The organism is Roseateles sp. (assembly GCF_039929605.1).
In the GTDB taxonomy this organism is placed as follows: Bacteria; Pseudomonadota; Gammaproteobacteria; order Burkholderiales; family Burkholderiaceae_C; genus Pelomonas.
Window position 1 is genome coordinate 1 of the sequence record NZ_JBDSQX010000010.1, and the last position, 24,606, is coordinate 24,606.

A 24,606-nucleotide genomic window follows, 5' to 3' on the forward strand; every position below is an offset into this window, starting at 1 on the left:
GAGGCCGAACAGGCGCGCGCGGTGACCGCGCAGACGCGCGCGCAGATCCCGCTGTTGCAGACGGCGGCAGCGCAGGCCGAGCACAGCCTGGCCGTGCTGACCCGGCGCCCGCCGGCGGCCTTGCGCAACAACCTGTCGGCAAGGGCACTTGCAAGTTCGACCATGCCGAGTCAGCCGGCCCCTCCTGCCGAGCTGGTGCTGGCGTTTCCCGCCGACACCTTGCGCCAGCGCCCCGACGTGCGCGCCGCGCAAGCGCGCGTCATCGCTGCGTCGGCGCGTGTCAGGCAGGCGCTCGCAGACCGCCTGCCCAGCTTTCGGCTGAGTGGGTCGCTCGGCCTGAATGCCGTGAGCTTGGGCGCGCTGACGAATGGCTCGTCCGTGCTGGCCTCCATCCTGGCCGGCGTGTCGGCGCCGCTGCTCGACGGCGGCGCCGGTCGCGCCCGCGTGCAGGTGCAGCAGGCGGCGCTGGAAGGGGCGGCGGCAAGCTATGACGCTGCAATCCTTGCCGCGCTGAAGGACGTCGAGGACAGCCTCGCCGCGCTGCGCAACGACCGTGAGCGCCTGCAGGCCCTGCGTGTGGCCGCCGACGCCGCGCAGACGGCTGCGCAACTGGCGCGCCAGCGATTCGGCAGTGGGCTGGTGGACTTCCAGGTCGTGCTGGACACGCAGCGCACCGTGCTCAACGCCCAGGACGGCGTGGCCGGCAGCGGCGGCGATGTCAATGCCGATCACGTCCGCCTCTACAAGGCTCTGGGCGGCGGCTGGGAGGCCGGGTCGCTCATCGACGCCCCGGCCGCAGGAGCCCACAAGCCGTGAACACGCCCGCCACACCGCCAGAGCTGGGCGCCACCGTCACGCCGCCAGAAACTGCATCCACAGCGCCAGCCGCAGCGCCGCCGGAGCTTGCCGAACTGCTGGACGAGCCCGCTCAACGCAGCTGGTGGTGCCGCTGGACGGCGTGGGCCGCGGTGGCCGGGGTGCTGGCGTTGGCGGCCGGCGCCTATGCCTGGCGCCGGCACTCCCTCGGCGCTGCCGCCCCGATCTACAGCACTGCCGCGGTGGTGCGCGGGGACCTCACACTCGTCGTCACCGCCAACGGCACCATCCAGCCCACGCGCACGATCAACATCGGCAGCGAACTGTCTGGCACGGTGCTGAAGGTCAACGTCGATGTCAACGACGTGATCAGGAAGGGCCAGGTGCTGGTGCAGCTCGACACGGCGAAGCAGCTTGACCAGATCAAACGCTCGCAGGCCGCCGTGGCCTCGGCAACGGCCAAGCTCGCCGCAACCGAGGCGACGGTGGCGCAGTCGAGCGCCACGCTGGGCCGGTTTGAGGCGGTGGCCGAGCTGTCCGGCGGCAAGGTGCCGGCAAAGACCGAGCTCGACATCGCCCGGGCCACGCTGGCGCGCGCGGTCGCGGACAACGGCGTGTCGGCCGCTGCGGTGCAGGACGCGCGGGCAGCGCTGTCGACGGACCAGATCAACCTGTCCAAGGCGTCGATCACCGCGCCCGCCGACGGCGTGGTGCTGACGCGCACGGTGGACCCCGGCAACGCGGTGGCCGCGGCGCTGCAGGCGGTGACGCTGTTCACCGTCGCCGAGGACCTGAAGAAGCTGCGCGTGTGGGTGTATGTCGATGAGGCCGACGTCGGCGCGGTGAAGCTTGGCCAGGACGCCACCTTCACCGTCAGCGCCTACGCCAGCCGCAACTTCCCGGCGCGCATCACCCGCGTGGGCCAGGGCTCCACGATCACCGACAACGTCGTCACCTACCTGACCTACCTCGACGTGGACAACGCGGACCTCAGCCTGCGCCCGGGCATGACCGCCACGGCCAGCATCACGGCCACGAAACGCACCGGCGTGCTGCTGGTGCCCAACACCGCGCTGCGCTATGCGCCCAGCACGGCGGTGGCCGCAAAGAAGGGCATGGCCTCGGGCATGAGCCTGGGCCCGCCGAAGACCGAGATGCGGCGCAAGGGCGCCGCCGACAGCGCCAGCACGGCCGCCGCCCGCCAGGTGTGGGTGCTGCAAGGCCAAGGCGCCGATGCGGTTCCGACCGCCGTGGCCGTGACGCCCGGCATCAGCGATGGGCACATGACCGAGATCACCGGCGGCGACCTGAAGGTCGGCATGCTCGTGATCACGGATCAAAAGTCCGCGGTCAAATGAGCACGGCCGAACCACTCATCCGGCTGCGCGGCGTGACCAAGCGCTACGGCAGCGGCGCCACCGAATTGATGGCCTTGAAGGGCATCGATCTGGACGTGGCGGCCGGTGAATTCGTGGCCATCATGGGCCCCAGCGGTTCGGGCAAGTCCACCGCGATGAACATCCTCGGCTGCCTGGACACGCCGAGCGCCGGGCAGTACCTGTTCAAGGGCGCCCATGTCGAGGCGCTGTCGCGGGACCAGCGCGCGCGGCTGCGGCGGCGCTACCTGGGCTTCGTGTTCCAGGGCTTCAACCTGCTGGCGCGCACCAGCGCGCAAGAGAACGTCGAGCTGCCGCTGCTGTACCGCGGCGATGGCGCTGCGGCGCGCGCTGCGGCGGCTGCCAAGGCGCTGCAGGCCGTGGGCCTGGGGGGCTGGGAGCGGCATACACCGGCAGAACTGTCGGGCGGTCAGCAGCAGCGCGTGGCCATCGCGCGGGCCATCGTCACCGAGCCGGCCGTGGTGCTGGCCGATGAGCCCACCGGCAATCTGGACACCCAGCGCAGCCACGAGATCATGGGCCTGCTGCTGGCGCTGAACCGCGACAAGGGCATCACCGTGCTGATGGTCACGCACGAGCCCGACATGGCCGCCTACGCACGGCGCATGGTGCACTTCATTGACGGCGCGATTGCCAGGGACGTGGTCAACCCCAACCCCACCGTCGAAGCGCCTGCGGCGCTGACGGTGGCCGAATCCGTATGAGTCAATGGATGAAGGTGGCCTGATGCTGTTCAGCGTCTTCATGCTCGCCCTGCGCTCGGTGCAGCGCAACCTGCTGCGCTCGTTCCTGACCATCCTGGGCATCGTCATTGGCGTCAGCGCGGTCATCACGATGGTCACGCTGGGCAATGGCGCCACCCAGGCCATCGAGACCCAGATCACCAGCCTGGGCACCAACCTGTTGATCGTCAGCCCGGGCCAGCGCATCGGCGGCGGCGGTGGGGGCGGCGGCGTGCCGCAGTTCACCGAGGAAGACGCACTGGCGATCCAGGCCCAGATCGGCGGCGTGGCGGCGGTGGCGCCGCAGGGGCGGGCCGGCGTCACCGTCGTCGGCAACGGGCGCAACTGGGTCACCAGCGTCACCGGCAGCACCAACGAATGGTTCGTCACCGGCAACTGGAAGCTCGCCGCCGGCCGCCTGTTCGACCCCGACGAACAGCGCGCCGGCGCGGCCGTGTGCATCGTCGGCGAGACGGTGCGGCGAGAGATCTGGGGCGCCACGGCCGGTGCCACGGGGCTGGGCGCGCAATTGCGCGTCAAGCAGTTCTCATGCAGCGTGATCGGCATCCTTGCCAGCAAAGGGCAGGGCGGCATGGGCGACCAGGACGATGCGGTCATCGTGCCGCTGCACACGCTGCAGCGCCGCGTCACCGGCACGCACAAGGTGGGCATGCTGTCGGTGTCGATGGAAGACGGCAGCGACAGCACGCGGCTGAAGGCCAGCTTGCGCCAGCTGCTGCGCGAACGCCGCAAGCTCACCGACAGCGACGACGACAACTTCAACATCTTCGACACCCAGCAGCTGGCGGAAACGCTGTCCAGCACCATGGGCGTGCTGACTGCGCTGCTCGGTGCGGTGGCGGCGGTCAGCCTGCTGGTGGGTGGCATCGGCATCATGAACATCATGCTGGTCAGCGTCACCGAGCGCACGCGCGAGATCGGCCTGCGGCTGGCCGTGGGCGCGCTGGAGGGCGAGGTGCTGCTGCAGTTCCTGATCGAGGCCGTGGTGCTGAGTGCTATCGGCGGTCTGATCGGCATCGTCATTGCCACGGGCGCCTCTTACGGTGGGTCGATCCTGATGGCGGTGCCCTATGGCTTCGATCCGACCATCAATGCGGTGGCGATGCTGTTCTCGGCCTTGATCGGCGTTGTCTTCGGCTACTTTCCGGCGCGACGGGCGGCGCGCATGGATCCGATCGAAGCACTGCGGCACGAGTAGCCCTGCGGCGATGCGCGCATGCCGTCTCGTTCGCTGGCGCACGGACGGCCGCCGTTCGCTGACGTACCTTGGTGTTTGCATCCTGAAAGACGCCTGATGAACAACACCATTCGCCCCATCGCCCTGGTTGCCTCGCTCGCCGTGGCCTGCACGGTGCTGCTGGCGGCATGCAGCAAGCCCGCCGAGACCGGCACCGAGCAAGCCCCGGCTACCAGCGCCGCCAACAACGTGGTCGATGGCGAAGTCACGACCCACGTCAAGACTGCATTGATCAGTGAGCCCAGTCTCGCCGGCATGGACATCACAGTCACCACCACCAAGGGCGATGTCCGGCTGACGGGTGTCCTGCAGACACAAGCCCAGGTCGACACCGCGCTGCGGATCGCGCGCGCCGCCGAGGGCGCCCACACCATCCACGACGAGTTGAGGGTCAAGCAGTGATGCCCGCGAGCGCGGCGCGCGCGGTTTCAACGGCCACGGGTGTCCGGTACGGTGGTGCCTCCATCGCACTGCATTGGCTGATGCTGGTCGTGATTGCCGTCGTCTACGCGTGCATCGAGCTTCGTGAAAACTTTCCCAAGGGCAGCGATCTCCGAGAGGGGCTCAAGACCTGGCACTTCATGCTGGGCCTGTGCGTTCTGCTGCTCGTTGCCGTGCGCGTTGTCCTGCGCCTGGCCGGCTCCACGCCACCGATTCAGCCCGCACCACCGCGCTGGCAAGTGGTGCTGAGCCGCCTGATGCTGGTGGCGCTGTACACCTTGATGCTCGGCATGCCCCTGCTCGGCTGGCTCACGTTGAGCGCGCAGGGCAAGCCGATTCCCTTCTTCTTCATCCAACTCCCGGCACTCATCAGCGAGAACAAGTCCGTTGCCGACTGGGCCAAGGAACTGCACGAAGCTGGCGGCACGATCGGCTACTTCCTCATCGCGATGCACGCGGTGGCGGCGCTAGTGCACCACTATGTCTGGCACGACAACACGCTGCGCCGGATGCTGCCGCGCTGAGTGGTCATGCGGGCAGGCCTGACCGACATCGAAGCTCGCGAGCGCCTGGCGCGCGGCGGGCCCGACGATTTGCCCGTGTCGGGCTGCAGCGTCGGATTCCTGAACCACCCGACGCGGTATCTGTTCTTCACGGGCAAGGGCGGCGTCGGCAAGACTTCGTTGTCGACCGCCGCCGCGCTGACGCTGGCGGACGCGGGCAAAAGGGTTCTTCTCGTCAGCACCGACGCCGCGTCGAACCTCGACGAGATGCTCGGCATCGAGCTTCGCAACACCCCCGTGCCGGTGCCCGGCGCGCCCGGCCTGTCGGTACTGAACATCGACCCCGAGACCGCCGCCGAGTCCTATCGCCAACGGGTGCTGGCGCAGATGGGCGTGGGTGCCAGCGCCGAGGAACTCTCGACCGTGCGCGAGCAACTGTCCGGGGCCTGCACCACGGAGATCGCCTCGTTCGACGAGTTCTCGTCCCTCCTCTCCGACAGCGCCACAAGCGACGACCACATCGTCTTCGACACGGCTCCGACGGGGCACACCTTGCGGCTGCTCAGCCTGCCCAAGGCCTGGACCGGCTTCCTCGACGGCAACGACCGCGGCGCGGCCTGCCTGGGGCCGCATTCCGGCTTGAAGATGCAGGAAGTGCGCTTCAAGGCCGCGCTCGATGCCCTGAGCGATCCGGCGAAGACCACGGTGATCCTGGTGACGCGGGCCGACAAGGGCGCCATCAATGAGGCGGCGCACACCTCGGGCGAGTTGCATGAACTCGGCTTGAACAACCAGCGTCTGGCGATCAACGGCGTGTTCCATGCCAGCGAGCGCACCGACGCTGTGGCCTGCGCCATCGAGGACCTGGGGCAACAGGCACTGGACGCGATGCCGGCGTCGCTCCGGGCACTGCCGCAGGACCGCGTGCCCCTGCGGGCCTTCGACACGGTCGGCCTGCCCGCCTTGCGCGCACTGCTGACCACCGTCGCCGGCCCGATCTCGGCGCCCATGACTGCGGTGGTGCTCGCCAATGAAAGGCTTCAGGGCCTGGACGCGCTGGCCGACGAACTCGCCGCTGCGGGGCACGGGCTGATCATGGTGATGGGCAAGGGCGGCGTCGGCAAGACGACGGTGGCTGCGGCCCTCGCGCTGGGGCTGATCCAGCGCGGCAAGACCGTGCACTTGAGCACCACCGACCCGGCCGCCCACTTGGCGGGAACCCTGGACGGCGACGTGCCGGGCCTGCAGGTGAGCCGCATCGACCCCAAGGTCGAGACGCAGCGCTACATCGACAAAATCATGGCAGCCAGGTCGCCCAAGCTCGACGCAGCAGAGCAGGCGCTGTTGCTGGAAGACCTGCAATCGCCTTGCACCGAGGAGGTGGCGGTCTTCCACGCCTTCTCGCGCATCGTCAGCGAAGGTCGCAGCGCCTTCGTCGTGCTCGACACCGCGCCCACGGGCCACTCCATGCTGCTGATGGACGCGACCGGTGCCTATCACCGGCAGATGACGCGCGCGTTTGAAGGGCACGGCGCTGCGCGCGTCGTCACGCCCCTGATGCGGCTGCAGGACGCCGCGTACACGAAGATCATTCTGGTCACCTTGCCCGAAGTGACGCCGGTGTCGCAGGCGGCGGCGCTGCAGGAGGACCTGCGCCGCGCCAGCATCGAGCCCTATGCCTGGGTGCTCAACAAGAGCGTGCTGGCTGCGGGCACGCGTGACCCCTTGCTGGCCGCACGGCTGGCGGGCGAACGCAAGCAGATGAAACGCATGGCCGCTGGCCTGGCCAAACGCCTCTTCACGCTCGCCTGGTTGACCGTGCCGCCGATCGGCTTCGCCGCGTTGTCCAAGCTGGTCAGCAAGCCGTCGGCCGCTGTGGCGACCCAACCCTGAATCCGAACTGGCACTTCAAATCACGGCTCGCAGATGCCTTGGACCTTGCGTTCACCAACGAACAGACGGCAGGCGCTTCACAGCTCACCATGAGTGGCAGTCCGTCTGAAGGGGAGCGGCGAGATTTCGCAGCTGCCATGCCGAGCCCAGCCCAATGCCATGCCATGCCATGCCATGCCATGCCATTGGGCACAACAAACGTCGAAGGACATCGTGATGAACGAATCAGTCAGCAGCTTGCCCCGGCTCAACGAACTGGCACCGGACTTCACCGCAAAGACCACCCAGGGTGATCGAAGCTTGGCCGACTACAAGGACAAGTGGTTGATCCTGTTTTCGCACCCGGCCGACTTCACCCCGGTATGCACCACCGAATTCATCGGCTTTGCGAACGCAGCCGCAACGTTCAAGGCGATGAACTGCGAGTTGCTCGGCCTGTCGATCGACAGCCTCTTCTCGCACCTGGCCTGGACACGCAACATTCAGGAGAAGTTTGGCGTCAAGATCCCTTTCCCCATCATCGAAGACATCAAGATGGAGGTGGCCCATGCGTACGGCATGGTGCATCCGGGTGCGGCCGACACGCAGGCGGTACGCGCCACGTTCTTCATCGACCCGAAGAGCGTGTTGCGCGCGATGGTGTACTACCCGATGAGCAACGGCCGCTCCATTGCCGAGTTCGTTCGGCTGCTGCAGGCCATGCAAACCAGCGACAAGAACGCTGTCGTCACACCGGAGGGATGGATGCCAGGCAAAGACGTGCTCGTGCCGCCACCGAAGACCGCTGAGGCTGCCGACAGGCGCGCCACCGAGGGTTACAAGACGACCGACTGGTACTTTTCGACCAAGCCACTCTGAAGCGAGTGCTTCGCTGGTCGCACAGTTGATCTGCATCATGGTCCGCCTCAAAACGGAGGTCATGCTGCCAATGAAAAGGAGATTGCCATGCTGCAAAACGTCGGTTCGGTGGATCGCGTGATTCGCGTTGTCGCAGGTGTGGCGCTGATTGGCGCCAGCCTGTTCGGGGCCATCGGCCTTTGGGGCTGGATCGGTATCGTGCCGCTGGCCACTGGGCTGTTCCGGTTCTGTCCGGCCTACCTGCCGTTTGGCCTGAGCACCTGCGCCGTCAAGACTGGCACCTCGTCGCGTTGAATGACAGGGCTTGACGATGTCGAACGCCACCACTGTTTTCCGCGATCTGACGCAGGGCGTCTGCGCCGTGTTCGCTTCATTGGCCCTCAGTGCCTTCGCGCTGTTTGCCACCACCCCATGGGCGGCCGAGCCGACGCCTAAGGTCAATCTGGTGGGGCGCACGGTGCCGGAGATCGACAGCTTGCCCGAGGGCCCCTATCGCGCACTCGTGGTGCAGGGCCATGAACTGAGCACGCGGACCTTCGCTGTCATCGGCCCGGAGGTGAAGAATCCGCGCAAACGCTACGCCGGCAACAACCTGGCCTGCACTTCCTGTCACCAGGCCGGTGGCGCCAAGCCGTTTGCGATCCCATGGGTGGGCGTGACGGCCACCTTCCCGCAGTACCGGGGGCGCGAGGACCAGATCAGCACGGTGGAGGAGCGCATCAACGGCTGCATGGAGCGCAGCATGAACGGCAAGCCCCTGCCACTGGATTCGCCGGAGATGAAGGCCTTCACGACCTACATCGCCTTTCTGTCAAAAGGTGTGCCGGTGGGCGCGCAGATTGAAGGTGCGGCGGTACTGCAGAGCGCGGTGCCGAACCGGCGCGCCGAGCCCTTGGCGGGCATCGTCGTCTATGTCGACAAGTGCGCGGCCTGCCATGGCGCTGACGGCATGGGCCAGCGCGCGGGCCAGCGCGGTGACGCTCAGGGCTACACCTTCCCCCCGCTGTGGGGGCCGGACAGCTTCAACAACGGTGCCGGCATGAACCGCCTGCTGACGACGACGCGCTTCATCCGGCAGAACATGCCGCTTGGGGCCAGCCACACTGCGACCGTATTGAACGATGACGAAGCCTACGACGTCACGGCGTTCATGCTCTCGAAACCTCGCCCGATCAAGGCCCACCTGGAGGCCGACTTCCCCGCGCGGTGGAACAAGCCGATCGACGCCGCATTTCCACCCTACATGCTGGGCGCCACCGCAGACCAACATCGGTACGGGCCCTATCCGCCATTGGCTGAGAAGCAGAGCCAAATGGCGGACAAGCGCAAGGCCGACATGGCTGCGAACAAGGCCCGTGGTGCCGCAGAGCCGGCCAGTGCTGCAACTGCCAAGTAGAGGCACTTGGCGTTCCACGTTCAAGCATCAAGCGAAGCTGCCGGACGCAGCGGGTCATGACTCTGCATCGTGAAGGGCGGGCTCTGGCAACAGGGCTGCAGCGGGTGACAAAGGAACCTGCGGCGTCATGGCCGAGCTGATGGCAGCAGCAAGTCGACAATGGCCGCACGCACCTCGTCGTCATGCCCGACCCAGGTGTGACCGCCGGTGTCGAAGCCGATGAACCTCGCGCCGGCAATCTGGCCGGCGGTGTACTGCGCGCTGGCAAAGGTGCCGTAGCGGTCGTCGCGTGCGCTGATGACCAGCGTGGGCATGCGGACCGATTCCAGGGCAGCCGGTTGAAGGTGCTTGCCGGCCGCCGTGTCGCTGCGCAAGCCTTCGGCGCGCAGGGACACCGGCAGGATGTGTTCGAGCATCGCTTCGACCCGCGTCCGCTCTGGCGGGCTGGCAGTCTTCAGCAGGTCTGGCGGCGTGGCGAGCACCACATCGATCACTCGGTCGCGCGCCAGATGCAGGCCAGCCCAGAACAGGAAGTCCGATCCGATCAGCCGCACCATCACCGCCTCGACCCATGGCGGCATGGGCGGCGCGGAGTCGGCCTGCGAAGGCGGCTTGTAGGTCAAGGGCACCAGCAGCACCAGCGCCGTCACCCGCTCGGGGTGGCGGATGGCCATCTGCAGCGCCGACGGTGCGCCCGCCGAGCCGCCCATGACGGCAGCCTTGGAGATGCCCAAGGCATCGAGCAGGCAGACATGAGCGTCCGCCTGCGCAGCTGCCGACGCATCCGGCGGCATGGGCGTGCGCAGATAGCCGAAGCGGGACATCGCGATGACGCGGATGCCGTGCAAGGCCAGGCCGGCGGCGAAGGCCATGCCCTGGTCGTGGCCGCCGCCACTGCCGTGCACGGCCAGCAGGGGCGTGCCGGTGCCGGCTTCCTGGTACTCGATGGGGCCGCAGCGCGTGGCTGCCACGACGCTGCCCAGCGCCGCGTTTTCGCGGGCACGCAGCATCTCGCTTTCAAACCGCCATCGCACCATCAGCGCCGCACCGGGCAAGGCCAGCAACAGCGCCACGCCCAAGGCCACCATGGCACTTCGGTTCGCCTTCGCCTTCATGGCGCTCTCACAGGGAGAAGTGATAGACCAACGACGTCAGGTCGCCGACGAAATACGGCTTGCCGCCTTTGCCAACCTCTCCACGCGTCGGCACCATTACGCCGTGGCGCAGCTGGTAGTGAGAGAGGGTGCAGTCCCAAGGCAGCATGACCATGTGCTTGTCCATGCCCTTGCCCACGACCGCGCCCCGCGCGTCGGCATGCACGGCGGTGATCAGCCCGGCGGCATCGAAGCTGAACAGCAGGGTCAGGCTGATCGGGCCGTCCACCAGGGTGGCGTACGCGGCATGTTCGTCCACCGCGGCCCAGCGCACGCCCTGGCTGGGCAGCAGCGCGGTGGGGTACCACACCATCTCGGCGAAGTAGCGCATCAGCTCGCCGCGGGCGATCTCGCCGCCGCCCTGCACCTGCGCCACGGTGAACAGGCCCAGCATCGCCGCGTGAAGCGCGCCCACGCCTGCGATGTAGCTGTCGTGAACGTTCGCCGCCACACCCGGGAACATGGCCACCCGGCCGTTCCAGAGGAAGCCCGGGCGGTGGGCGACTGCCCGCTGCCAGGAGGTGAAGGGCTTCCAGTCCTCGCCCGTCTCCGACATGTTGATCGTGCCGGCGAGCTCGAAGGTCGCGGCGGCAATCAGGGGCTGTCCGTCCTTGAGCACGGCGCGGAAGTAGCGCTGCACCGGTGGAGGCAGCCCTTCGATGTCTCGGGTGGTGTAAATCTTGTCCTGGCCCGCAGGCCTCGTCACTCGGGCAGCCTCCAGCAGCGCCAGCTGCGATCGGGTCGCACGCTGCCAGCGCGCGTTGCCGAAGGCGACCAGCCCCACAGCCGCAGCCACCACGCTGCCGACGCCCAACGCCGCCCGTCCGATCCTGCTCATGGTGTTCCCCGGTTGGTTTGCACGGCGTGCCTTCAGACCAGCACCGCTTGCACCGGCCGCCGCATCGACATCGGCATGGCGGCTCCGCGCCCGAAGCGCACCACCAGGTCGGGGCGTTCATCAGCCTTCAGGCCCAGCCACGCCGCGAACTGCGGCCGGATCGCGCTGACCTCGACGGGTGGGTTCAGGAACGCATTGCGGATGCCCAAGGCAGTGGCCCGCAGCGCAAAGCGCTCGTAGCAGCGGCCGGCTTCGACCCAATGGGTGCGGTCGCTGCGCTGCGACACGAACACGGCGATGCCGGCCGAGTTGCGGATCTGCCGCGCGTAGCGCTCGTTCTCGGATTTCGGCGTGAAGAACAGGCGCATCGCCCGGGTGCCGAGCCAGCGCGGCAGCGCCGGGTTGCCGGAGGCGCCGGTGAACAGCCCGTCGCCGCTGCGCAAGGCCTCGGCAGCGCTGAAGCGGATCCAGGCGGTCAGCTCAGCGACGAAGGCCGGGTCGTCCATCTGGGCCGTGTTGCCGGCGACCACGTAGCCCAGCACGCTCTCGATGGCGGGGCGCTCGGTCAGCAGCCGCACGCTCACGCCGTCGCCTGTGCCGGCCTGTTCCAGCTGGCGCAGTTCGGCGGGTGCAAGCGCATGGCCGTCGTAATCGCCGCGCGTGCATTGGCGCAGGGCGATGGCGTGGAACAGCGGCGATGCGAAAGGGCGTGAGGGCGCCAGGTCGACGACGATGCGGCCATCTGCATCGGCGCGGGGCTCGGCGTGTAGCCCGTTCGCCAGCGCGGCATGCACCAGGTTTTCGGTCGCACATCCCAGCGAGACGAAGAGGTGGTGATCGTCCGGGTCCACCGCCGGGCATCGGCGTGCGAAGTCCGGCTCGATGGTGATCGCCCCTTCGGCGATGTGGAAGCGCCAGCATTGGGTGTTGTGGCTGGAGGGGGCCAGCGTGGCACTGTGGACCACGGCGTGGCGGATGGCGGTGGCATCGCTGCTGGCCGGTGCAGTGCTGCGCCGCAAGCCCTGCGCGGCCTCCTGCTCGGCCGTGCCGCCTGAACAGGCACTCAGGCCCGGCAGCACCGTGGCGCAGGCGAGCCCGCCGAGAACCACGGGCCGGCGCGTCAGCATCGCGAGCCCACCGGGCGAGGCAGGTTGGCCGGGAACCTGGCTTGCGGCGTCATTGCGCACGCAGGCCGCCGCTGGCCGTCGCGTTCCACAACGCAATGACCCGCCGGTGCGGATGGTCGGTCTCGAAGCCGAGCACGCTGATCGACGCCGGGGCGATGGCGAAGTGCTGCCCCTCGGTCACCGGCAGGCCGATCCACCTCGCTGCGAGGGCTCGCCCGAACTGGCCGTGCGAGAAGAGCGCCACGTTGCCGGTGAGTTCGAGCAACCCGGCGATCAGGCGGTCTGCGCGGGCACTGGCGTCCGCAGGCATCTCGCCATTCGGGCAGCCGTCCTTCCACACGTCCCAGGTGGGATGCAAGGTGTGGATCTCGGAAGTGCGCAGTCCCTCGTAGTCGCCGTAGTCCCATTCGGCCAGGCTCGGCTCGATGCGTGAGGCGGCGCCCAGGCCTGCGGCATCGCAGGTGGCGCGCGCACGCAGCCGGGGGCTGGTCAGCACGGCGGAGAAGGGAGTGCCTTGGAGCGTGGCTTTCAGCTGCCTCGCCATCGCTTCGCCGTGGGGCGTCAGCGGCAGATCGGTGCGGCCGGTGTGCTGCCCCGTCAGCGACCATGCGGTTTCGCCATGGCGGATGAAATAGAGCTGCAGCTTCGGGGTCATGAGCGCTCCATGGCTGCGCTGTAGTCGCCCAGCAAGGCCGCGCGGTTGCAGCGCGCACGCTTGAGCAGCGCCTGCTGCGCCGCCACGCGATTCGCGCTCTGGCCGGACCAGATGCCCAGGGCCGGATGCTGGAGCGCCCGGGCGAACGAGAACGAGAGGGGCCAGGGCGGTGACGGGCCCTCGCGCCGGTCAGCCGCGACATGGACGGCATGCATGGCATTGAGTCTGCTGCTGGCCAACTCGCCGGATTGCCCACCCGACAGGAACATGACGCCGGGGACGGCTGCCGGCACCGCGCGGCGCAGGCATTGCAGCGTCGCCTGGGCCACCTCAGCGGCCGTGTTCTGTGCGGCGCATTCCAGGCCCGCGACCACCATGTTGGGTTTGAGGATCAAGGCTTCCAGCGCGACGCCCTGGCGCGTGAGCTGCTCGAAGACACCCCGCAAGACGGCTTCGGTCACGGCCTGGCAGCGCGCCTGGGTGTGGCTGCCGTCCATCAGCACCTCGGGCTCGATGATCGGCACCAGCCCGGCTTCCTGGCAGAGCGCGGCATAGCGGCCGAGCGCGTGGGTATTGGCCTCGATGCACGCCCCGCTCGGCAGATGCCCATCGTCCACGGCGAACACGCCGCGCCACTTCGCAAACTGCGCACCGAGCGCCGCGTAGGCCTGCAGCCGCTCGCGCAGCCCGTCCAGGCCTTCGGTCACCTTCTCGTCGGGCCGCCCGGCGAGGGCCTTGGCGCCGGTGTCCACCTTGATGCCGATCATCAGGCCGGCGTCGTGCGCGACCTGCACGAAAGGCGTGCCGTCCGGCTTCGATTGCCGCAGCGTCTCGTCGTAGAGGATCACGCCGCTGATGCAGTCAGACAGCCCCGGTGCCGTCAACAGCAACTCCCGCCACTCGCGCCGCATCTCCACGGTCTGCGCGATGCCGACAGCCGCGAAGCGCAGGTTGCAAGTGCCGTTGCTTTCATCCATCGCCAACAGTCCTTTGCGGTTGGCGACCAGGGCTTGAGCCGTCTTGATCAGCGCAAGCGTGTTCATCGTGACGCGCCTGCCGCAGTCGCGCGCCAGGTCCAGTTGCGAATCTCCGGCAGGTCCTGGCCGTGCTGGTCGATGTACAGCTTGTGCGCGATCAGCCGGTCCTGCGTCATCTGCTTCAGATAGGCGCCCGCGCTGCCCAGCCCCGGCAGGCAGTCCACCACGTCCTGCACCAGGTGCCACCGATCCAGCCGGTTCTGCACCCGCATGTCGAAGGCCGTCGTGATGGTGCCTTCCTCCTGGTAGCCGTGGACGTGCAGGTTGCGGTTGGTGCGGCGGTAGGTCAACTGGTGCACGAGCGAGGGGTAGCCGTGGAAGGCGAAGATGACCGGTTTGTCGCGCGTGAACAGCGCGTCAAAGTCGGCCTCGCTCAGGCCGTGCGGGTGGCTGCTGGCCGATTGAAGGCGCATCAGGTCGACCACGTTGATCACGCGCACCTTCAGCGCCGGCAGATGCTCGCGCAGGATGGAAGCAGCCGCCAGGATCTCCAGCGTCGGCGTGTCGCCGCAGCAGGCCAGCACGACATCGGGCTCGCTGGCCTGATCACTGCTGGCCCAGGGCCAGATGCCGATGCCTTCGGTGCAGTGAATGACAGCCTCCTCCATCGTCAACCACTGGGGCAGGGCGTGCTTGCCCGCGATGATCACATTCACGTAGTTGCGGCTGCGCAGGCAGTGGTCGGTCACCGAGAGCAGGCAGTTGGCGTCGGGCGGCAGGTACACGCGCACGATGTCGGCCTTCTTGTTGACCACATGGTCGATGAAGCCCGGGTCCTGGTGCGTGAAGCCGTTGTGGTCCTGCTGCCAGACGTGCGAGGCGAGCAGATAGTTCAGAGATGCGATCGGCCGGCGCCACGGCAGCTCGCGCGTCACCTTCAGCCATTTGGCGTGCTGGCTGAACATCGAGTCGATGATGCGGATGAAGGCTTCGTAGCTGTTGAAGAGGCCATGCCGCCCAGTCAGCAGATAGCCTTCGAGCCAGCCCTGACATTGGTGTTCGCTGAGCATCGAGTCCATCACCAGGCCGTCGGCTTTCAGGAACTCGTCGTTGCTCAACGTCTCGGCATCCCATTGGCGGCTGGTCACCTCGAACACGGCGCCGAGCAGGTTGGAGAGGGTCTCATCAGGCCCGAAGAGGCGGAAATTGCGCGCCCCTTGGTTGAGCTGCATCACATCGCGCAAAAGGCCGCCCAGCACCAGCGTGTCCTGCGCCTGCGCTGCGCCAGGCGTCACGACCGGCACCGCGTGCAGGCGAAAGTCGGGCAATTGCAGTTCGCGCAGCAGCAGCCCGCCGTTGGCATGCGGGTTGGCGCCCATGCGGCGCTCGCCTTTCGGTGCCAAAGCCGCCAGCTCGGGCAGCAGGCGGCCGTCCTGATCGAACAGCTCCTGCGGCTGGTAGCTCTTCATCCAAGCCTCCAGCAGCGCGACGTGCTCGGGGAACTCCGGGTTCACCAGCAGCGGCACCTGGTGCGAGCGGAAGGTGTTGGTGATCTGCACGCCATCGACCGTGGCCGGGCCGGTCCAGCCTTTCGGCGAACGCAGCACGATCAAGGGCCAGCGTGGCCGGGTCGTCACGTTGCGGTTACGGGCATCGTCCTGGATCTGCTGGATGTGTTCGATGGCGCGGTCGGTGGCTGCAGCCATCGCCTGGTGCATGGTCATCGGGTCGTCGCCTTCGACGAAGATCGGCGCCCAGCCGCAGCCGATGAAGAAGTGTTCCAGTTCCTCATGGCCGATGCGCGCCAGCAGGGTCGGGTTGCTGATCTTGAAGCCGTTCAAATGCAGGATCGGCAGCACCGCGCCGTCGGTGACCGGGCTGAGCATCTTGTTGGCATGCCAGGCCGTCGCGAGCGGGCCGGTCTCGGCCTCACCATCGCCGATGACGCAGGCGACGATCAGGCCGGGGTTGTCGAACACGGCGCCGAAGGCGTGGCTGAGTGAGTAGCCCAGCTCGCCACCTTCGTTGATCGAGCCCGGCGTCGTCGGCGCCACATGACTGGAGATGCCGCCAGGAAACGAGAACTGCTTGAACAGTTTCTTCATGCCGTCCGTGTCTTGCGTGACGCTCGGGTAGACCTCGCTCCAGGTGCCTTCGAGGTAGACGTTGGCGACCAGCGCCGCGCCGCCGTGGCCAGGGCCGGAGACGTAGAACAGGTTCAGGTCGTACTTCTGGATCGCGCGGTTCAGGTGCACGTAGATGAAGTTCTGCCCAGGCACCGTGCCCCAGTGGCCGACCACCAGCGGCTTGACGTGGGCCAACGTGAGAGGCTCGCGCAGCAGGGGGTTGTCGTACAGGTAGAGCTGCCCGACCGACAGGTAGTTGGCGGCCCGCCAGTACGCGTCCATCTTGTAGAGCAGGTCGGGCGAGAGGGTTTCTGTCTTCATTGCTCAGCCGCTCCGGTCTTTGATCGCAGCGAGCTTGGCCCATCGATGTTGTGGCGCCCTTGGGCTGCCGTCTGCATCGCATCGCGGAGCTCTGATCCTGCGGAGCCGGTGGAGCCGTCGATGTGGCGAGATGGGCTTGCGCCGCCTTCGTTGTCCCACCTCGACAGCGCGAGCCAGCGCATGTGCGCCAGCGCCCAGTGATCAGGTTTTGGTTCCGCCATCGCTGCACTCCTCGTTTGTGGAGACCACCATGGCCCCTTGAACCCAGCTGACCCTATGTCGTGCCGGCCTGGCGGTCTGTACGTTGGGGAACACTTGCGCCGCGACGCTGGTACGGCAGCGAACAGACACGGCGGCTCCCCGCGCGCATCCTCGGGGCGAGATCAACCTTCGCCGTCCACCGACGCTTGCTGTCGATGTGATGTCGCCGACAACCGACAAGGAACACACCCGATGCTGCGCAACCTGAAAGACCTCGAGAACTACAAGATCAGCGCCACCGACGGCGAGATCGGACACGTCAAGGACTTCTACTTCGAAGACGATGCGTGGGCGGTCCGCTACTTCGTGGTGGACACCGGGACTTGGTTGAGCAGCCGACAGGTGCTGATCTCACCCATTTCTGTCCGACATCCCGACTGGCTGGCGCGCACGCTGCCGGTTTCCATCAGCAAGGAGCAAGTCAAGAACAGCCCTGGCTTCGACTCGGACAAGCCCGTGTCCAGACAGAACGAAGAGGAGGTCATGGGCTATTACGGATACCCGGCCTACTGGGACGGCGGTGGCTTGTGGGGAGAAGGCCTTTACCCGTATGCCATGGCGCCGGGGTTTGGCGGCTACGGCGTGGACCGGGTCCAGCGTGAGCTGGAGCTGGAGGCCTACCTGCGCGACGAACGCGCCCGCCACCGCAACGATGACCCGCATCTGCGCAGTTGCAACGCTGTCAGCGGCTATCACATCCACGCGACCGACGGCGACATTGGCCATGTGTCGGGCTTTCTCGTCGACGACGAAACCTGGGCCATTCGCTACCTTGTCGTCGACACCAGCAACTGGTGGGTTGGTCACAAGGTGCTGATCGCGCCGCCTTGGATCAAGGGTGTGCATTGGAAGGACCGGACCGTCGCCGTCGACCTCAGTCGGGAGTCGGTCAAGAGCGCGCCGCGTTACGACTCATCGCTGGACTGGAGTCGTGATCAGGAACTGGCCCTGTACCGGCACTACGGCCGCATCGCTTACTGGACGGGCAGCACCGTGCTCGAAACCGAGTTCTGATCCGGTGTGCCGAAGGATCTGGCGCGGCCTGCCATGAGTCCGGCCGGGGCGCTGGAGCCCAGGTCCTTGCGGTGATAGCGACGCCATGAAGGCGCGGCCCTTGCGGGCGACAGCGGCGGGCGGTCTGCCGCCTGTTGCGTTACCTATTGCGCCCGCCGACCAGCGCATGCTCGATCAATTGCAACGCAGCGCCTTCGACTACTTCCTGAAGCAGACGAGCCCGCGCACCGGACTGGTCGCCGACACCTCCCGCCCCAACGCGCCGGCCAGCATCGCCGTGGTCGGGTTCGCGCTCTCGGCCTATCCCGTGGCGGTGGAACGGGGCTGGATCTCGCGCTGTGGGGCCGTGCAGCGGTGTTTGATCACCTTGCGCTTTTTCAACGAGAGTGACCAGAGCGGCGCGGTCGCTTCGACCGGCTGCCACGGCTTCTACTTTCACTTTCTCGAACTGGAAACGGGCCGGCGTGCATGGCAGTCCGAGCTGTCGTCAATTGACACGGCCCTGCTCATCGTCGGCATGCTGACGGCGGCGGCCTACTTTAGCGGTACGACGCCGGACGAAGCCGAGTTGAGGCAGTTGGCAAACGCGTTGTACGACCGTGTGGACTGGCAGTGGGCCCAGATTGGCAACAGCGACGACGACGACGCCGTGGCCCTTGGCTGGAAGCCCGAATCCGGATTCCTGAACTACGGCTGGCAGGGCTACAACGAGGCCTTGGTGCTGTACGCACTGGGCATGGGTTCGAGCACGCACCCGCTGACCGCCGCCAGCTTCGAAGCCTGGACGGTGACCTACCAGTGGGAGAACCTGTACGGCATCGACCTTCTCTACGCCGGGCCGCTGTTCGTGCATGAGTTCTCTCACGCGTGGATCGACTTCCGGGGCATCCGCGACCGCTTCATGCGCGAGAAGGACTGCGACTACTTCGAGAACACCCGCCGCGCCGTTCAGGTGCAGCGGCAGTACGCGATTCGCAACCCGCGCTGTTTCGCCGGCTACGGGCAGGACTGCTGGGGCCTGTCGGCCGGTGACGGCCCCAGTGTCGAATCCCGGACAGTGGCCGGCCGGCGTCAGGCGTTCTATGGCTACGCCGCGCGGGGCGCTCCCTGGGGGCCGGACGACGGCACGATCACCGGCTCGTCTGTCGTGGCAGCGCTCGTGTTCGCGCCGGAGATCGCCTGGCCCGCGCTGCGTCTGATGTTCGGCAGGGCGGACGCGAGCCCGGGGCGCTGCGTGCAGGCCAGTGGATTCAACGACAGCGCCGGGGCGCCCGGCACTGATGTTGGCAAGGTCGGCTGGATCTCCGAAGGCGAGTTCGGGCTCGACCAGGGAATGATCGTGCTGATGATCGAGAACTTGCGCTCGGGTCTGCTGTGGCGCTTGACGCGTGGCATTCCCTGCTTGCGGGCCGGGCTCAAGCGCGCGGGATTTGGCGGCGGCTGGCTGTCGTGAACGCCGACGAGACCGAGCGCCTGGGCAATGTCAGCCCCGCAGATTGGCGCAACCCCCAGCCGCTGGCCGCCTACCACCTGCTGGTGATTGGGGCCGGCCCGGCGGGGCTGGTGGCCGCGCGCGCTGCCGCAGCGCTGGGCGCCGACGTGGCCCTGATCGAGCGCCATCAGATCGGCGGCGTCTGTCTCAATGACGGTTGCATTCCCTCCAAGGCGCTGATCCGCACCGGGCGGCTGCTGGCCGACATGCGCGACGCCGCGAACTTCGGTGGCGTGCCGCCCATCGAGCAGGTGTTCGACTTCCGTGCGGCGATGCTGCGCATGCGACGCATCACGGCGCGCATCAGCCGCACCGATTCGGCGATGAACCTGGCGCGGGTGGGCATCCACCTGTTCTTCGGCACCGCTCGCTTCACCGGCCCCGACACGGTGGAGCTCGACGGTGCGCTGGATCACGTCACCCTGCGCTTCAAGAAAGCCTTGATCGCCACCGGCTCGCGCTCGGTGCTGCCGGACATCCCGGGGCTGGCCGAGGCCGGTTACCTGACCAACGAGACGGTGTTCGATCTGCAGGTTCTGCCTGAGAGCCTGATGGTCATCGGCGGCGGGCCGCTGGGCTGCGAGCTCGCCCAGGTTTTCGCCCGCTTCGGCTCGCGCACCCTCATCTCGCACAGCGAGCCGCTGTTCCTGCCCCAGGAAGAGCGCGACGCGGCGCAGATGGTGTCCGACGCCCTGGCGCGCGACGGCGTGGAGATCCACCTGAACAGCACCGCGACGAGGGTGTCGATGGAAGGCGGCCAGAAGGTCATCGAGCTGGTGAACGATGGCAACACGGCCACCACGCGTGTGCAGCACATCCTGACCGGCATCGGCCGCGTGCCTGCCGTGCAGGGCCTGAACCTCGAAGCGGCCGGCGTGGCCTATGACGACGTGGCCGGTGTCCATGTCGATGACTTTCTGCGCACCAGCAACCCGCGCATCTTTGCCGCCGGCGATGTCTGCCTGGAACACCAGTTCACCAACACGGCCGAAGCGTCGGCGCGCATCGTCGTGCGCAATGCCTTGTTCCTGGGGCGCCAGCGCATGAGTGAGCTGACGATTCCGTGGTGCACCTACACCGACCCCGAAGTGGCGCACGTCGGCCTGTACGTGAGACTAGCGCGCCAGCGGCGCATCCCCGTCAAGACCTTCACGATTCCCATGCACGACGTGGACCGCGCGATTGCCGACGGTGAGGAAGAAGGCTTCGTGAAGATCCATGTGCGCGAGGGCAGCGACAAGATCCTGGGGGCCACCATCGTGGCCCGCCATGCGGGCGAGATGATCAACAGCATCTCGCTGGCGATGGTGGCCGGCATCGGCCTGCGCAAGCTGGCAAGCGTCGTGCAGGCCTATCCGACACAGGGAGCGGCCATACGACAGGCGGCGGATGCGTACGTGCGGACGCGTCTGTCGCCGGCCATGGTCACGCGGGCGCGGCGATGGCTGCGTCGCTGAACCTAAGGCAACGCTGTACAAGTCCCTCGCGCGCAGCGCATCCCTGCTTTGGGCGATCTGCTGCGTTGCAAATCCTCGCCGTAGCCTCAGCTATGACTGCGGTTTGCGCCTTGCAGCTCATCCCAAACCAGGGCGCGCCGCATCGCGGGAACTTATTCAGCGTCGCCGTAAGTCTCGGCACAAGGCCGCCGTGTGGCGCGCAATCTGCTCGTCTTCCTGCGAGGGCAACACCTGCACTTCACAGGGAGAGCGGGCGCTGCTGATCACGCCCCGGCCCTGACGGTTTCTGGGTTCGTCGAGCAAGACACCCATGAACGCCAACCGGCTGCAGATGTCGCTGCGAACCTGGGCATCGTGCTCGCCGATGCCACCGGTAAACACGATGAGATCCACCCCGTTCAAGGCGGCGCTCATGGCGCCCAGCTGCTTGGCTGCGGCGTAGCAGAACATCTTGATGGCAAGCTGTGCACGGCCACTGGCGGCGGCCGCCGCGTGCAGTGATCGCAGGTCGCCGCTGAGCCCCGAGATGCCCAGCATCCCGCTGCGCCGGTCAAGCAGTTCCTCCATCGCTGTTGCGTCCAGCTGCAGCGTGCGCATCAGATGGACCAGCACGCCGGGGTCCAGGTCGCCGCTGCGTGTGCCCATGATCAAGCCGCCGGTGGGTGTCAGCCCCATGCTGGTGTCGATGGACACACCGTTGCGAACGGCGGTGACGCTGGCGCCGTTGCCGAGGTGGGCAATCAGCAGGCGGGCCGGCAGCGCGCGGCCGAGTTGCTGCACGATCGACTCGCACGACAGGCCGTGAAAGCCGTAGCGCTGAAATCCAGTGAGCCCCAAGTCTTGCGGCAGCGGCAGCGTGCTGGCCACTGGGGGCATGCGGGCGTGGAAGGTGGTGTCGAAGCACACGGCCTGAGGCAGCCCCGGGAAGTGTTCGGCCGCATACCGGAGGACGGACAGCGCCGCCGGTGTGTGCACAGGCGCAAACGAGATGGCAGCCTCAAGTTCCTCAAGCACCGTTGGCTCGACCAGGCAATGTTCGCGCAGCCGCGGGCCACCGTGCACGATGCGGTGGCCGATGGCGCTGGGTGAGGGCATCTTCATGTCGGTGAGCAGCTGGCCAATGCGCCTGACCGCATCGCGCTGATCGGGTATCGGGGTCGTTTCTCGCAGCAGCGTGTGGCCGCAGCCATCCTCCGCATGAAAGCCGGCAGTGGCTTCGCCGATGCTGTCCACCTCGCCGGTGAGCAGGCAATCGATGCCGATCGGACCCGTGTTGTACAGGCCGAACTTCAATGAGGACGAGCCACTGTTCAGCGCCAGCACACGCCGTGTCGGGCCGTTGCCGGAAACCTGGGTCACTTCGGCACGGGAATGCCGCGCATCTGGTCGATCTTGACGAAGTGCTTGCGGGCCAGCGCGACGAGTTGGTTCTCGCTCGGGTGGTCCACCACTTCGTAGGCGACGATGCGCTTGGCGGTCTGCGGCCGGTGCTTGTCGACGTAGTGCCGGAAGTCCGCCAGCCCGGTGTGGCCACCCGTGACCAGCACCTCGGCAACGCCGTCGAGCGCGTCGCAGACCTGGCTGAAGAACTCGTGCTCGGTGCGCACGCCGCTGTGGTGCTGGCGCGTGAACTTCTGATGTTGGTGAACGCTTTTGTCGACGACCTCTTCGGCGCCGAACTGCAGCACCTGTGCGGATTGATGGTCGACGAAGGCGACGGCGTGAAATAGGCTCATGGCTGACCTTTCGGGCTCAGTGGGCCAGCGTCATCATGTCAACGACGTTGCGCACGCCTGACGTCCCCCAGGCGGCAAGGGTGGCCGTGTTGCGCTCGCCCCAGTTGCGCACGGAGCCCGACAGCGTCACATCGCTGCCATGGATCGCAACGGCGATCTGCTTGGCATCAGCGATGGAGGCGCGCTTCAATGCGGCCTCGATGTCCGACTTGACGACCGTGACCGTCACCTTCGGCTTGATGCCGATCTGGTTGCTGACCCACGTGACGCCCATCATCTGGCTCACGCTGTCGGCGGCGGCCTGGCGCTGATACTGCCAGTCGACGGTGCCGGAGAGGGTGACGCAACCTTTCTCGACCTTCACCTGGATGGCGCATTCGGGCAGCGGCGAGGTCCACGCCAGCACGTTCTCCACCGCCTCCGCGATGTCCGCGTCGGTGCGTTCGCTCAGGCTCGTCAGGCGCACCTGCAGCTCAATGGCCAATGCCTTGACGCCGGCCACGCGCAACGCCGCACGCTCGGCGTTCCACTTCTGCGCAAAGCTGTCGACCTGGCCGGCCAGCGTCACCACGCCATCCTTCACTTCGACGCCGATGCGGGCCGATTGGACGGCGGGCTCCCACTTGAGTTCGGCGCTGACGTCTTGCTGCAGTTGGTTGTCGGTCTTCATGGCGGTGCTCCTGAGGAAAGAGATTGGCCCTCAGCGTGGCCGCTGGCAGGCCGTTGGTCTGTGCGCTTGCGTACGGCGAGGGGCCAGGTTCGCACTGGGACCTCCGCAGACGGCGCCTTTCCCGAGACGACCGAAAGCCGGCGTTGACCCCCTTGTTCTCGGCATCGACCCTGGCGAGGCCGGCACACCATGCAGGCCATGCCTTCGCCGAAACTCAATCCCGTGCCCCCCGCTTCGCCGGCGTGGGATATCCGCTTCACTCGGCTGGCGCAGACCTTGCAGCCGCGCGTGCAGGCCTGCGCGCTGGGCCTCGCGCAGCGCTGGCGGGCGCTCGGCCTGGGCAGCGACATGGAGGTGCGCCAGACGCCGCGTGGGCTGTCCAGCTTCCTGTCTGTGGTGGGCGAACGCGGGCTGATCTGCATCGTTGACCTGACGCTGATCGATGGCATGGCGGTCGAGGCGGGGCCGTATGCCGCGCTGGACGTGCGCCTGCTCGACGGCTGTGGCGATGTGGTGGCGCCTGGGTTGGCCGACAGCAGCATCCGCCTCGACACGACGGCAGCTCAGGCGCTGCTGCCAGACCAACTGGATCGCGCGGCAACGGCGGTCTACGTGGCGGCCCTGGGGCATTTCGACCTGCTGCGCCCTGCCGCAAGGCAGCGCTGAAGGCTTCAGTCCAGCAGCAGCAGATGGCCTTGATCCTGGGCCGCCTCGATCTCTTCCACCGGCAACGCCACGCTGCTTTGCCCGCGTGTGCCCCAGATGATGTCGATGCACCGCCCGCCGACGCTCTCGACCAGGCAGGGCCCGATCGGGATGGTTTGCTTGCGGCCCGTGCCGGCTCGGTAGGAAACCGGGCCGGTAATGCGTGCACGATGTGTCGTGATGTCCATGACCTGTTCCTCAGCGCTGGGTGATGCCGCGCCGCGTCGAGGGTCGGCGCGGCGCGGTTGGTTGCAGTTGCAGTTGCGGTAGGCAAAGTTTCAGGCGGCGACTGCGGTGTTCGCTTCGGCCAGCACGCTGCGAGCCTTCTGCTGGTCCGCAGCGCTGCCGTGAACGACCAGCAAGTACTTGTCGACCTTCAGCGCCGCCTCGTACTTGATGACCTGCTCCTTGGGCAGGCCGATCTGAGCCAGCGCCGCTCCCAGCGCGGACAGCCCGCCGCCCGCCACGGCGCCTTCCAGAGCCCCGACCAGCGGCGCCACAAAGGGCCCCGCCATGCCCACAATGCCCAAGCCTGGCAGAAAGAAGACGGCGGGCGCCAGCAGCAGGCCCCACATGCCGCCCCAGAACGCGCCGGTCGCGCCCCAGGCCTTGATGCGATCACCCGTGGTGTAGAAACCCATGGGCTGCTCTTCGCTGTGGTAACCCTTGCCCACCAGCGACAGCGTCTTCATGTCGAAGCCGGACTGGCCCAGGGTGCGGATCGCGTGTTCAGCGGCGTCATGCGTGTCGAAGACGAAGAATGCGGAGTCGGGATTGCTCATGGTGCCT

General features: G+C 67.3%; 25 protein-coding genes. 14 read left to right on the top strand and 11 right to left on the bottom strand.

All coding sequences use genetic code 11. The features are described 5' to 3' along the window. The 10 genes from ABIS05_RS01500 to ABIS05_RS01545 form a co-directional block, all read left to right on the top strand. Positions 1-816: TolC family protein (locus tag ABIS05_RS01500; RefSeq protein WP_348013088.1), on the top strand; the 816-nt coding region annotated here is incomplete at its 5' end. Then, complete coding sequence (locus tag ABIS05_RS01505) at positions 813-2,174, top strand: efflux RND transporter periplasmic adaptor subunit (protein ID WP_348013089.1); 1,362 nt, start codon at positions 813-815, stop codon at positions 2,172-2,174. The genes ABIS05_RS01500 and ABIS05_RS01505, both read left to right, overlap by 4 nt. Next, a complete protein-coding gene (locus ABIS05_RS01510; RefSeq protein ID WP_348013090.1) occupies positions 2,171-2,917 on the top strand; it encodes an ABC transporter ATP-binding protein in 747 nt (248 codons plus the stop codon). Before ABIS05_RS01505 ends, ABIS05_RS01510 begins: the two co-directional genes overlap by 4 nt. 22 nt (positions 2,918-2,939) lie before the next feature. Next, on the top strand, positions 2,940-4,154 hold the full coding sequence (locus ABIS05_RS01515; RefSeq protein WP_348013120.1) for an ABC transporter permease: 1,215 nt from the start codon (positions 2,940-2,942) through the stop codon (positions 4,152-4,154). 96 nt (positions 4,155-4,250) lie between these two features. After that, entirely contained in the window at positions 4,251-4,595 is a 345-nt protein-coding gene (locus ABIS05_RS01520) for a BON domain-containing protein (protein WP_348013091.1), read from the top strand. Beyond that, positions 4,595-5,158: a cytochrome b gene (locus ABIS05_RS01525; RefSeq protein ID WP_348013092.1), complete on the top strand. Its 564-nt coding sequence runs from the start codon at positions 4,595-4,597 to the stop codon at positions 5,156-5,158. The genes ABIS05_RS01520 and ABIS05_RS01525 overlap by 1 nt, the downstream gene beginning before the upstream one ends. Positions 5,159-5,164: 6 nt before the next feature. Further along, positions 5,165-7,030 carry an arsenical pump-driving ATPase gene (gene arsA, locus ABIS05_RS01530; protein ID WP_348013093.1) on the top strand — a complete coding sequence of 622 codons (1,866 nt, stop codon included), beginning with the start codon at positions 5,165-5,167 and terminating at the stop codon, positions 7,028-7,030. 216 nt (positions 7,031-7,246) lie between these two features. Beyond that, entirely contained in the window at positions 7,247-7,888 is a 642-nt protein-coding gene (locus tag ABIS05_RS01535; protein WP_407074884.1) for a peroxiredoxin, read from the top strand. A gap of 87 nt (positions 7,889-7,975) precedes the next feature. Next, complete coding sequence (locus ABIS05_RS01540; RefSeq protein WP_348013095.1) at positions 7,976-8,182, top strand: DUF2892 domain-containing protein; 207 nt, start codon at positions 7,976-7,978, stop codon at positions 8,180-8,182. Positions 8,183-8,198: 16 nt separating this feature from the next. Next, positions 8,199-9,284: a c-type cytochrome gene (locus ABIS05_RS01545; RefSeq protein ID WP_348013096.1), complete on the top strand. Its 1,086-nt coding sequence runs from the start codon at positions 8,199-8,201 to the stop codon at positions 9,282-9,284. Positions 9,285-9,409: 125 nt separating this feature from the next. Here the strand turns inward: ABIS05_RS01545 and ABIS05_RS01550 are convergent, their stop codons facing one another. Genes ABIS05_RS01550 through ABIS05_RS01575 form a run of 6 tightly spaced genes read right to left on the bottom strand, consistent with a single transcriptional unit; the run spans position 9,410 to position 16,482 of the window. Further along, entirely contained in the window at positions 9,410-10,399 is a 990-nt protein-coding gene (locus ABIS05_RS01550; RefSeq protein WP_348013097.1) for an alpha/beta hydrolase, read from the bottom strand. A gap of 7 nt (positions 10,400-10,406) precedes the next feature. Then, on the bottom strand, positions 10,407-11,276 hold the full coding sequence (locus tag ABIS05_RS01555) for a DUF6920 family protein (RefSeq protein ID WP_348013098.1): 870 nt from the start codon (positions 11,274-11,276) through the stop codon (positions 10,407-10,409). 32 nt (positions 11,277-11,308) lie between these two features. Then, complete coding sequence (locus tag ABIS05_RS01560) at positions 11,309-12,403, bottom strand: Acg family FMN-binding oxidoreductase (protein ID WP_348013099.1); 1,095 nt, start codon at positions 12,401-12,403, stop codon at positions 11,309-11,311. A 49-nt stretch (positions 12,404-12,452) separates the two neighbouring features. Continuing rightward, complete coding sequence (locus tag ABIS05_RS01565; protein WP_348013100.1) at positions 12,453-13,058, bottom strand: histidine phosphatase family protein; 606 nt, start codon at positions 13,056-13,058, stop codon at positions 12,453-12,455. Further along, on the bottom strand, positions 13,055-14,101 hold the full coding sequence (locus ABIS05_RS01570) for a class I fructose-bisphosphate aldolase (protein WP_348013101.1): 1,047 nt from the start codon (positions 14,099-14,101) through the stop codon (positions 13,055-13,057). The genes ABIS05_RS01565 and ABIS05_RS01570 overlap by 4 nt, the downstream gene beginning before the upstream one ends. After that, positions 14,098-16,482 carry a phosphoketolase family protein gene (locus ABIS05_RS01575; RefSeq protein WP_348013102.1) on the bottom strand — a complete coding sequence of 795 codons (2,385 nt, stop codon included), beginning with the start codon at positions 16,480-16,482 and terminating at the stop codon, positions 14,098-14,100. The genes ABIS05_RS01570 and ABIS05_RS01575 overlap by 4 nt, the downstream gene beginning before the upstream one ends. 453 nt (positions 16,483-16,935) lie before the next feature. Between ABIS05_RS01575 and ABIS05_RS01580 the strand changes: the two genes are divergently transcribed. The 3 genes from ABIS05_RS01580 to ABIS05_RS01590 all read left to right on the top strand — a co-directional run bounded on the left by ABIS05_RS01580 (position 16,936) and on the right by ABIS05_RS01590 (position 20,706). Continuing rightward, on the top strand, positions 16,936-17,757 hold the full coding sequence (locus tag ABIS05_RS01580; protein WP_348013103.1) for a PRC-barrel domain-containing protein: 822 nt from the start codon (positions 16,936-16,938) through the stop codon (positions 17,755-17,757). Positions 17,758-17,842: 85 nt separating this feature from the next. Next, a complete protein-coding gene (locus ABIS05_RS01585) occupies positions 17,843-19,210 on the top strand; it encodes a glucoamylase family protein (protein WP_348013104.1) in 1,368 nt (455 codons plus the stop codon). After that, entirely contained in the window at positions 19,207-20,706 is a 1,500-nt protein-coding gene (locus tag ABIS05_RS01590; RefSeq protein WP_348013105.1) for a mercuric reductase, read from the top strand. The genes ABIS05_RS01585 and ABIS05_RS01590 overlap by 4 nt, the downstream gene beginning before the upstream one ends. 156 nt (positions 20,707-20,862) lie before the next feature. On the opposite strand, the gene ABIS05_RS01595 is transcribed toward ABIS05_RS01590, so the two are convergent. From ABIS05_RS01595 to ABIS05_RS01605, 3 genes are read right to left on the bottom strand one after another with little or no spacing between them, the layout of a single operon-like run. Further along, the gene (locus tag ABIS05_RS01595) at positions 20,863-22,065 is read right to left on the bottom strand and encodes an acetate/propionate family kinase (protein WP_348013106.1); all 1,203 of its coding nucleotides are present in this window, start codon (positions 22,063-22,065) and stop codon (positions 20,863-20,865) included. Then, the gene (locus tag ABIS05_RS01600; RefSeq protein WP_348013107.1) at positions 22,062-22,442 is read right to left on the bottom strand and encodes a hypothetical protein; all 381 of its coding nucleotides are present in this window, start codon (positions 22,440-22,442) and stop codon (positions 22,062-22,064) included. The genes ABIS05_RS01595 and ABIS05_RS01600 overlap by 4 nt, the downstream gene beginning before the upstream one ends. A 16-nt stretch (positions 22,443-22,458) precedes the next feature. Then, a complete protein-coding gene (locus ABIS05_RS01605) occupies positions 22,459-23,112 on the bottom strand; it encodes a BON domain-containing protein (protein WP_348013108.1) in 654 nt (217 codons plus the stop codon). A 222-nt stretch (positions 23,113-23,334) separates the two neighbouring features. Here ABIS05_RS01605 and ABIS05_RS01610 point away from each other — a divergent pair, with 222 nt between their 5' ends. Beyond that, entirely contained in the window at positions 23,335-23,778 is a 444-nt protein-coding gene (locus ABIS05_RS01610) for a hypothetical protein (protein WP_348013109.1), read from the top strand. Between the two features lie 5 nt (positions 23,779-23,783). Here the strand turns inward: ABIS05_RS01610 and ABIS05_RS01615 are convergent, their stop codons facing one another. Both ABIS05_RS01615 and ABIS05_RS01620 read right to left on the bottom strand, forming a co-directional pair. Then, positions 23,784-24,005: a hypothetical protein gene (locus ABIS05_RS01615; protein ID WP_348013110.1), complete on the bottom strand. Its 222-nt coding sequence runs from the start codon at positions 24,003-24,005 to the stop codon at positions 23,784-23,786. A 90-nt stretch (positions 24,006-24,095) separates the two neighbouring features. Next, positions 24,096-24,599 (bottom strand): DUF1269 domain-containing protein, encoded by a 504-nt coding sequence (locus tag ABIS05_RS01620; RefSeq protein ID WP_348013111.1) that lies wholly within the window; start codon positions 24,597-24,599, stop codon positions 24,096-24,098. Positions 24,600-24,606 lie beyond the last annotated feature (7 nt).

What these genes read in the sequence shown, in the direction of transcription:
- ABIS05_RS01540 (WP_348013095.1), top strand. Translation starts at nt 7,976, where the DNA reads ATGCTGCAAAACGTCGGTTCGGTGGATCGCGTGATTCGCGTTGTCGCA.
- ABIS05_RS01555 (WP_348013098.1), bottom strand. Translation starts at nt 11,276, where the DNA reads ATGAGCAGGATCGGACGGGCGGCGTTGGGCGTCGGCAGCGTGGTGGCT.
- ABIS05_RS01535 (WP_407074884.1), top strand. Translation starts at nt 7,247, where the DNA reads ATGAACGAATCAGTCAGCAGCTTGCCCCGGCTCAACGAACTGGCACCG.
- ABIS05_RS01600 (WP_348013107.1), bottom strand. Translation starts at nt 22,442, where the DNA reads ATGAGCCTATTTCACGCCGTCGCCTTCGTCGACCATCAATCCGCACAG.
- ABIS05_RS01510 (WP_348013090.1), top strand. Translation starts at nt 2,171, where the DNA reads ATGAGCACGGCCGAACCACTCATCCGGCTGCGCGGCGTGACCAAGCGC.
- ABIS05_RS01560 (WP_348013099.1), bottom strand. Translation starts at nt 12,403, where the DNA reads ATGCTGACGCGCCGGCCCGTGGTTCTCGGCGGGCTCGCCTGCGCCACG.
- ABIS05_RS01545 (WP_348013096.1), top strand. Translation starts at nt 8,199, where the DNA reads ATGTCGAACGCCACCACTGTTTTCCGCGATCTGACGCAGGGCGTCTGC.
- ABIS05_RS01575 (WP_348013102.1), bottom strand. Translation starts at nt 16,482, where the DNA reads ATGAAGACAGAAACCCTCTCGCCCGACCTGCTCTACAAGATGGACGCG.
- ABIS05_RS01620 (WP_348013111.1), bottom strand. Translation starts at nt 24,599, where the DNA reads ATGAGCAATCCCGACTCCGCATTCTTCGTCTTCGACACGCATGACGCC.
- arsA (WP_348013093.1), top strand. Translation starts at nt 5,165, where the DNA reads ATGCGGGCAGGCCTGACCGACATCGAAGCTCGCGAGCGCCTGGCGCGC.
- ABIS05_RS01550 (WP_348013097.1), bottom strand. Translation starts at nt 10,399, where the DNA reads ATGAAGGCGAAGGCGAACCGAAGTGCCATGGTGGCCTTGGGCGTGGCG.
- ABIS05_RS01520 (WP_348013091.1), top strand. Translation starts at nt 4,251, where the DNA reads ATGAACAACACCATTCGCCCCATCGCCCTGGTTGCCTCGCTCGCCGTG.
- ABIS05_RS01565 (WP_348013100.1), bottom strand. Translation starts at nt 13,058, where the DNA reads ATGACCCCGAAGCTGCAGCTCTATTTCATCCGCCATGGCGAAACCGCA.
- ABIS05_RS01615 (WP_348013110.1), bottom strand. Translation starts at nt 24,005, where the DNA reads ATGGACATCACGACACATCGTGCACGCATTACCGGCCCGGTTTCCTAC.
- ABIS05_RS01580 (WP_348013103.1), top strand. Translation starts at nt 16,936, where the DNA reads ATGCTGCGCAACCTGAAAGACCTCGAGAACTACAAGATCAGCGCCACC.
- ABIS05_RS01570 (WP_348013101.1), bottom strand. Translation starts at nt 14,101, where the DNA reads ATGAACACGCTTGCGCTGATCAAGACGGCTCAAGCCCTGGTCGCCAAC.
- ABIS05_RS01525 (WP_348013092.1), top strand. Translation starts at nt 4,595, where the DNA reads ATGCCCGCGAGCGCGGCGCGCGCGGTTTCAACGGCCACGGGTGTCCGG.
- ABIS05_RS01605 (WP_348013108.1), bottom strand. Translation starts at nt 23,112, where the DNA reads ATGAAGACCGACAACCAACTGCAGCAAGACGTCAGCGCCGAACTCAAG.
- ABIS05_RS01585 (WP_348013104.1), top strand. Translation starts at nt 17,843, where the DNA reads ATGAAGGCGCGGCCCTTGCGGGCGACAGCGGCGGGCGGTCTGCCGCCT.
- ABIS05_RS01515 (WP_348013120.1), top strand. Translation starts at nt 2,940, where the DNA reads ATGCTGTTCAGCGTCTTCATGCTCGCCCTGCGCTCGGTGCAGCGCAAC.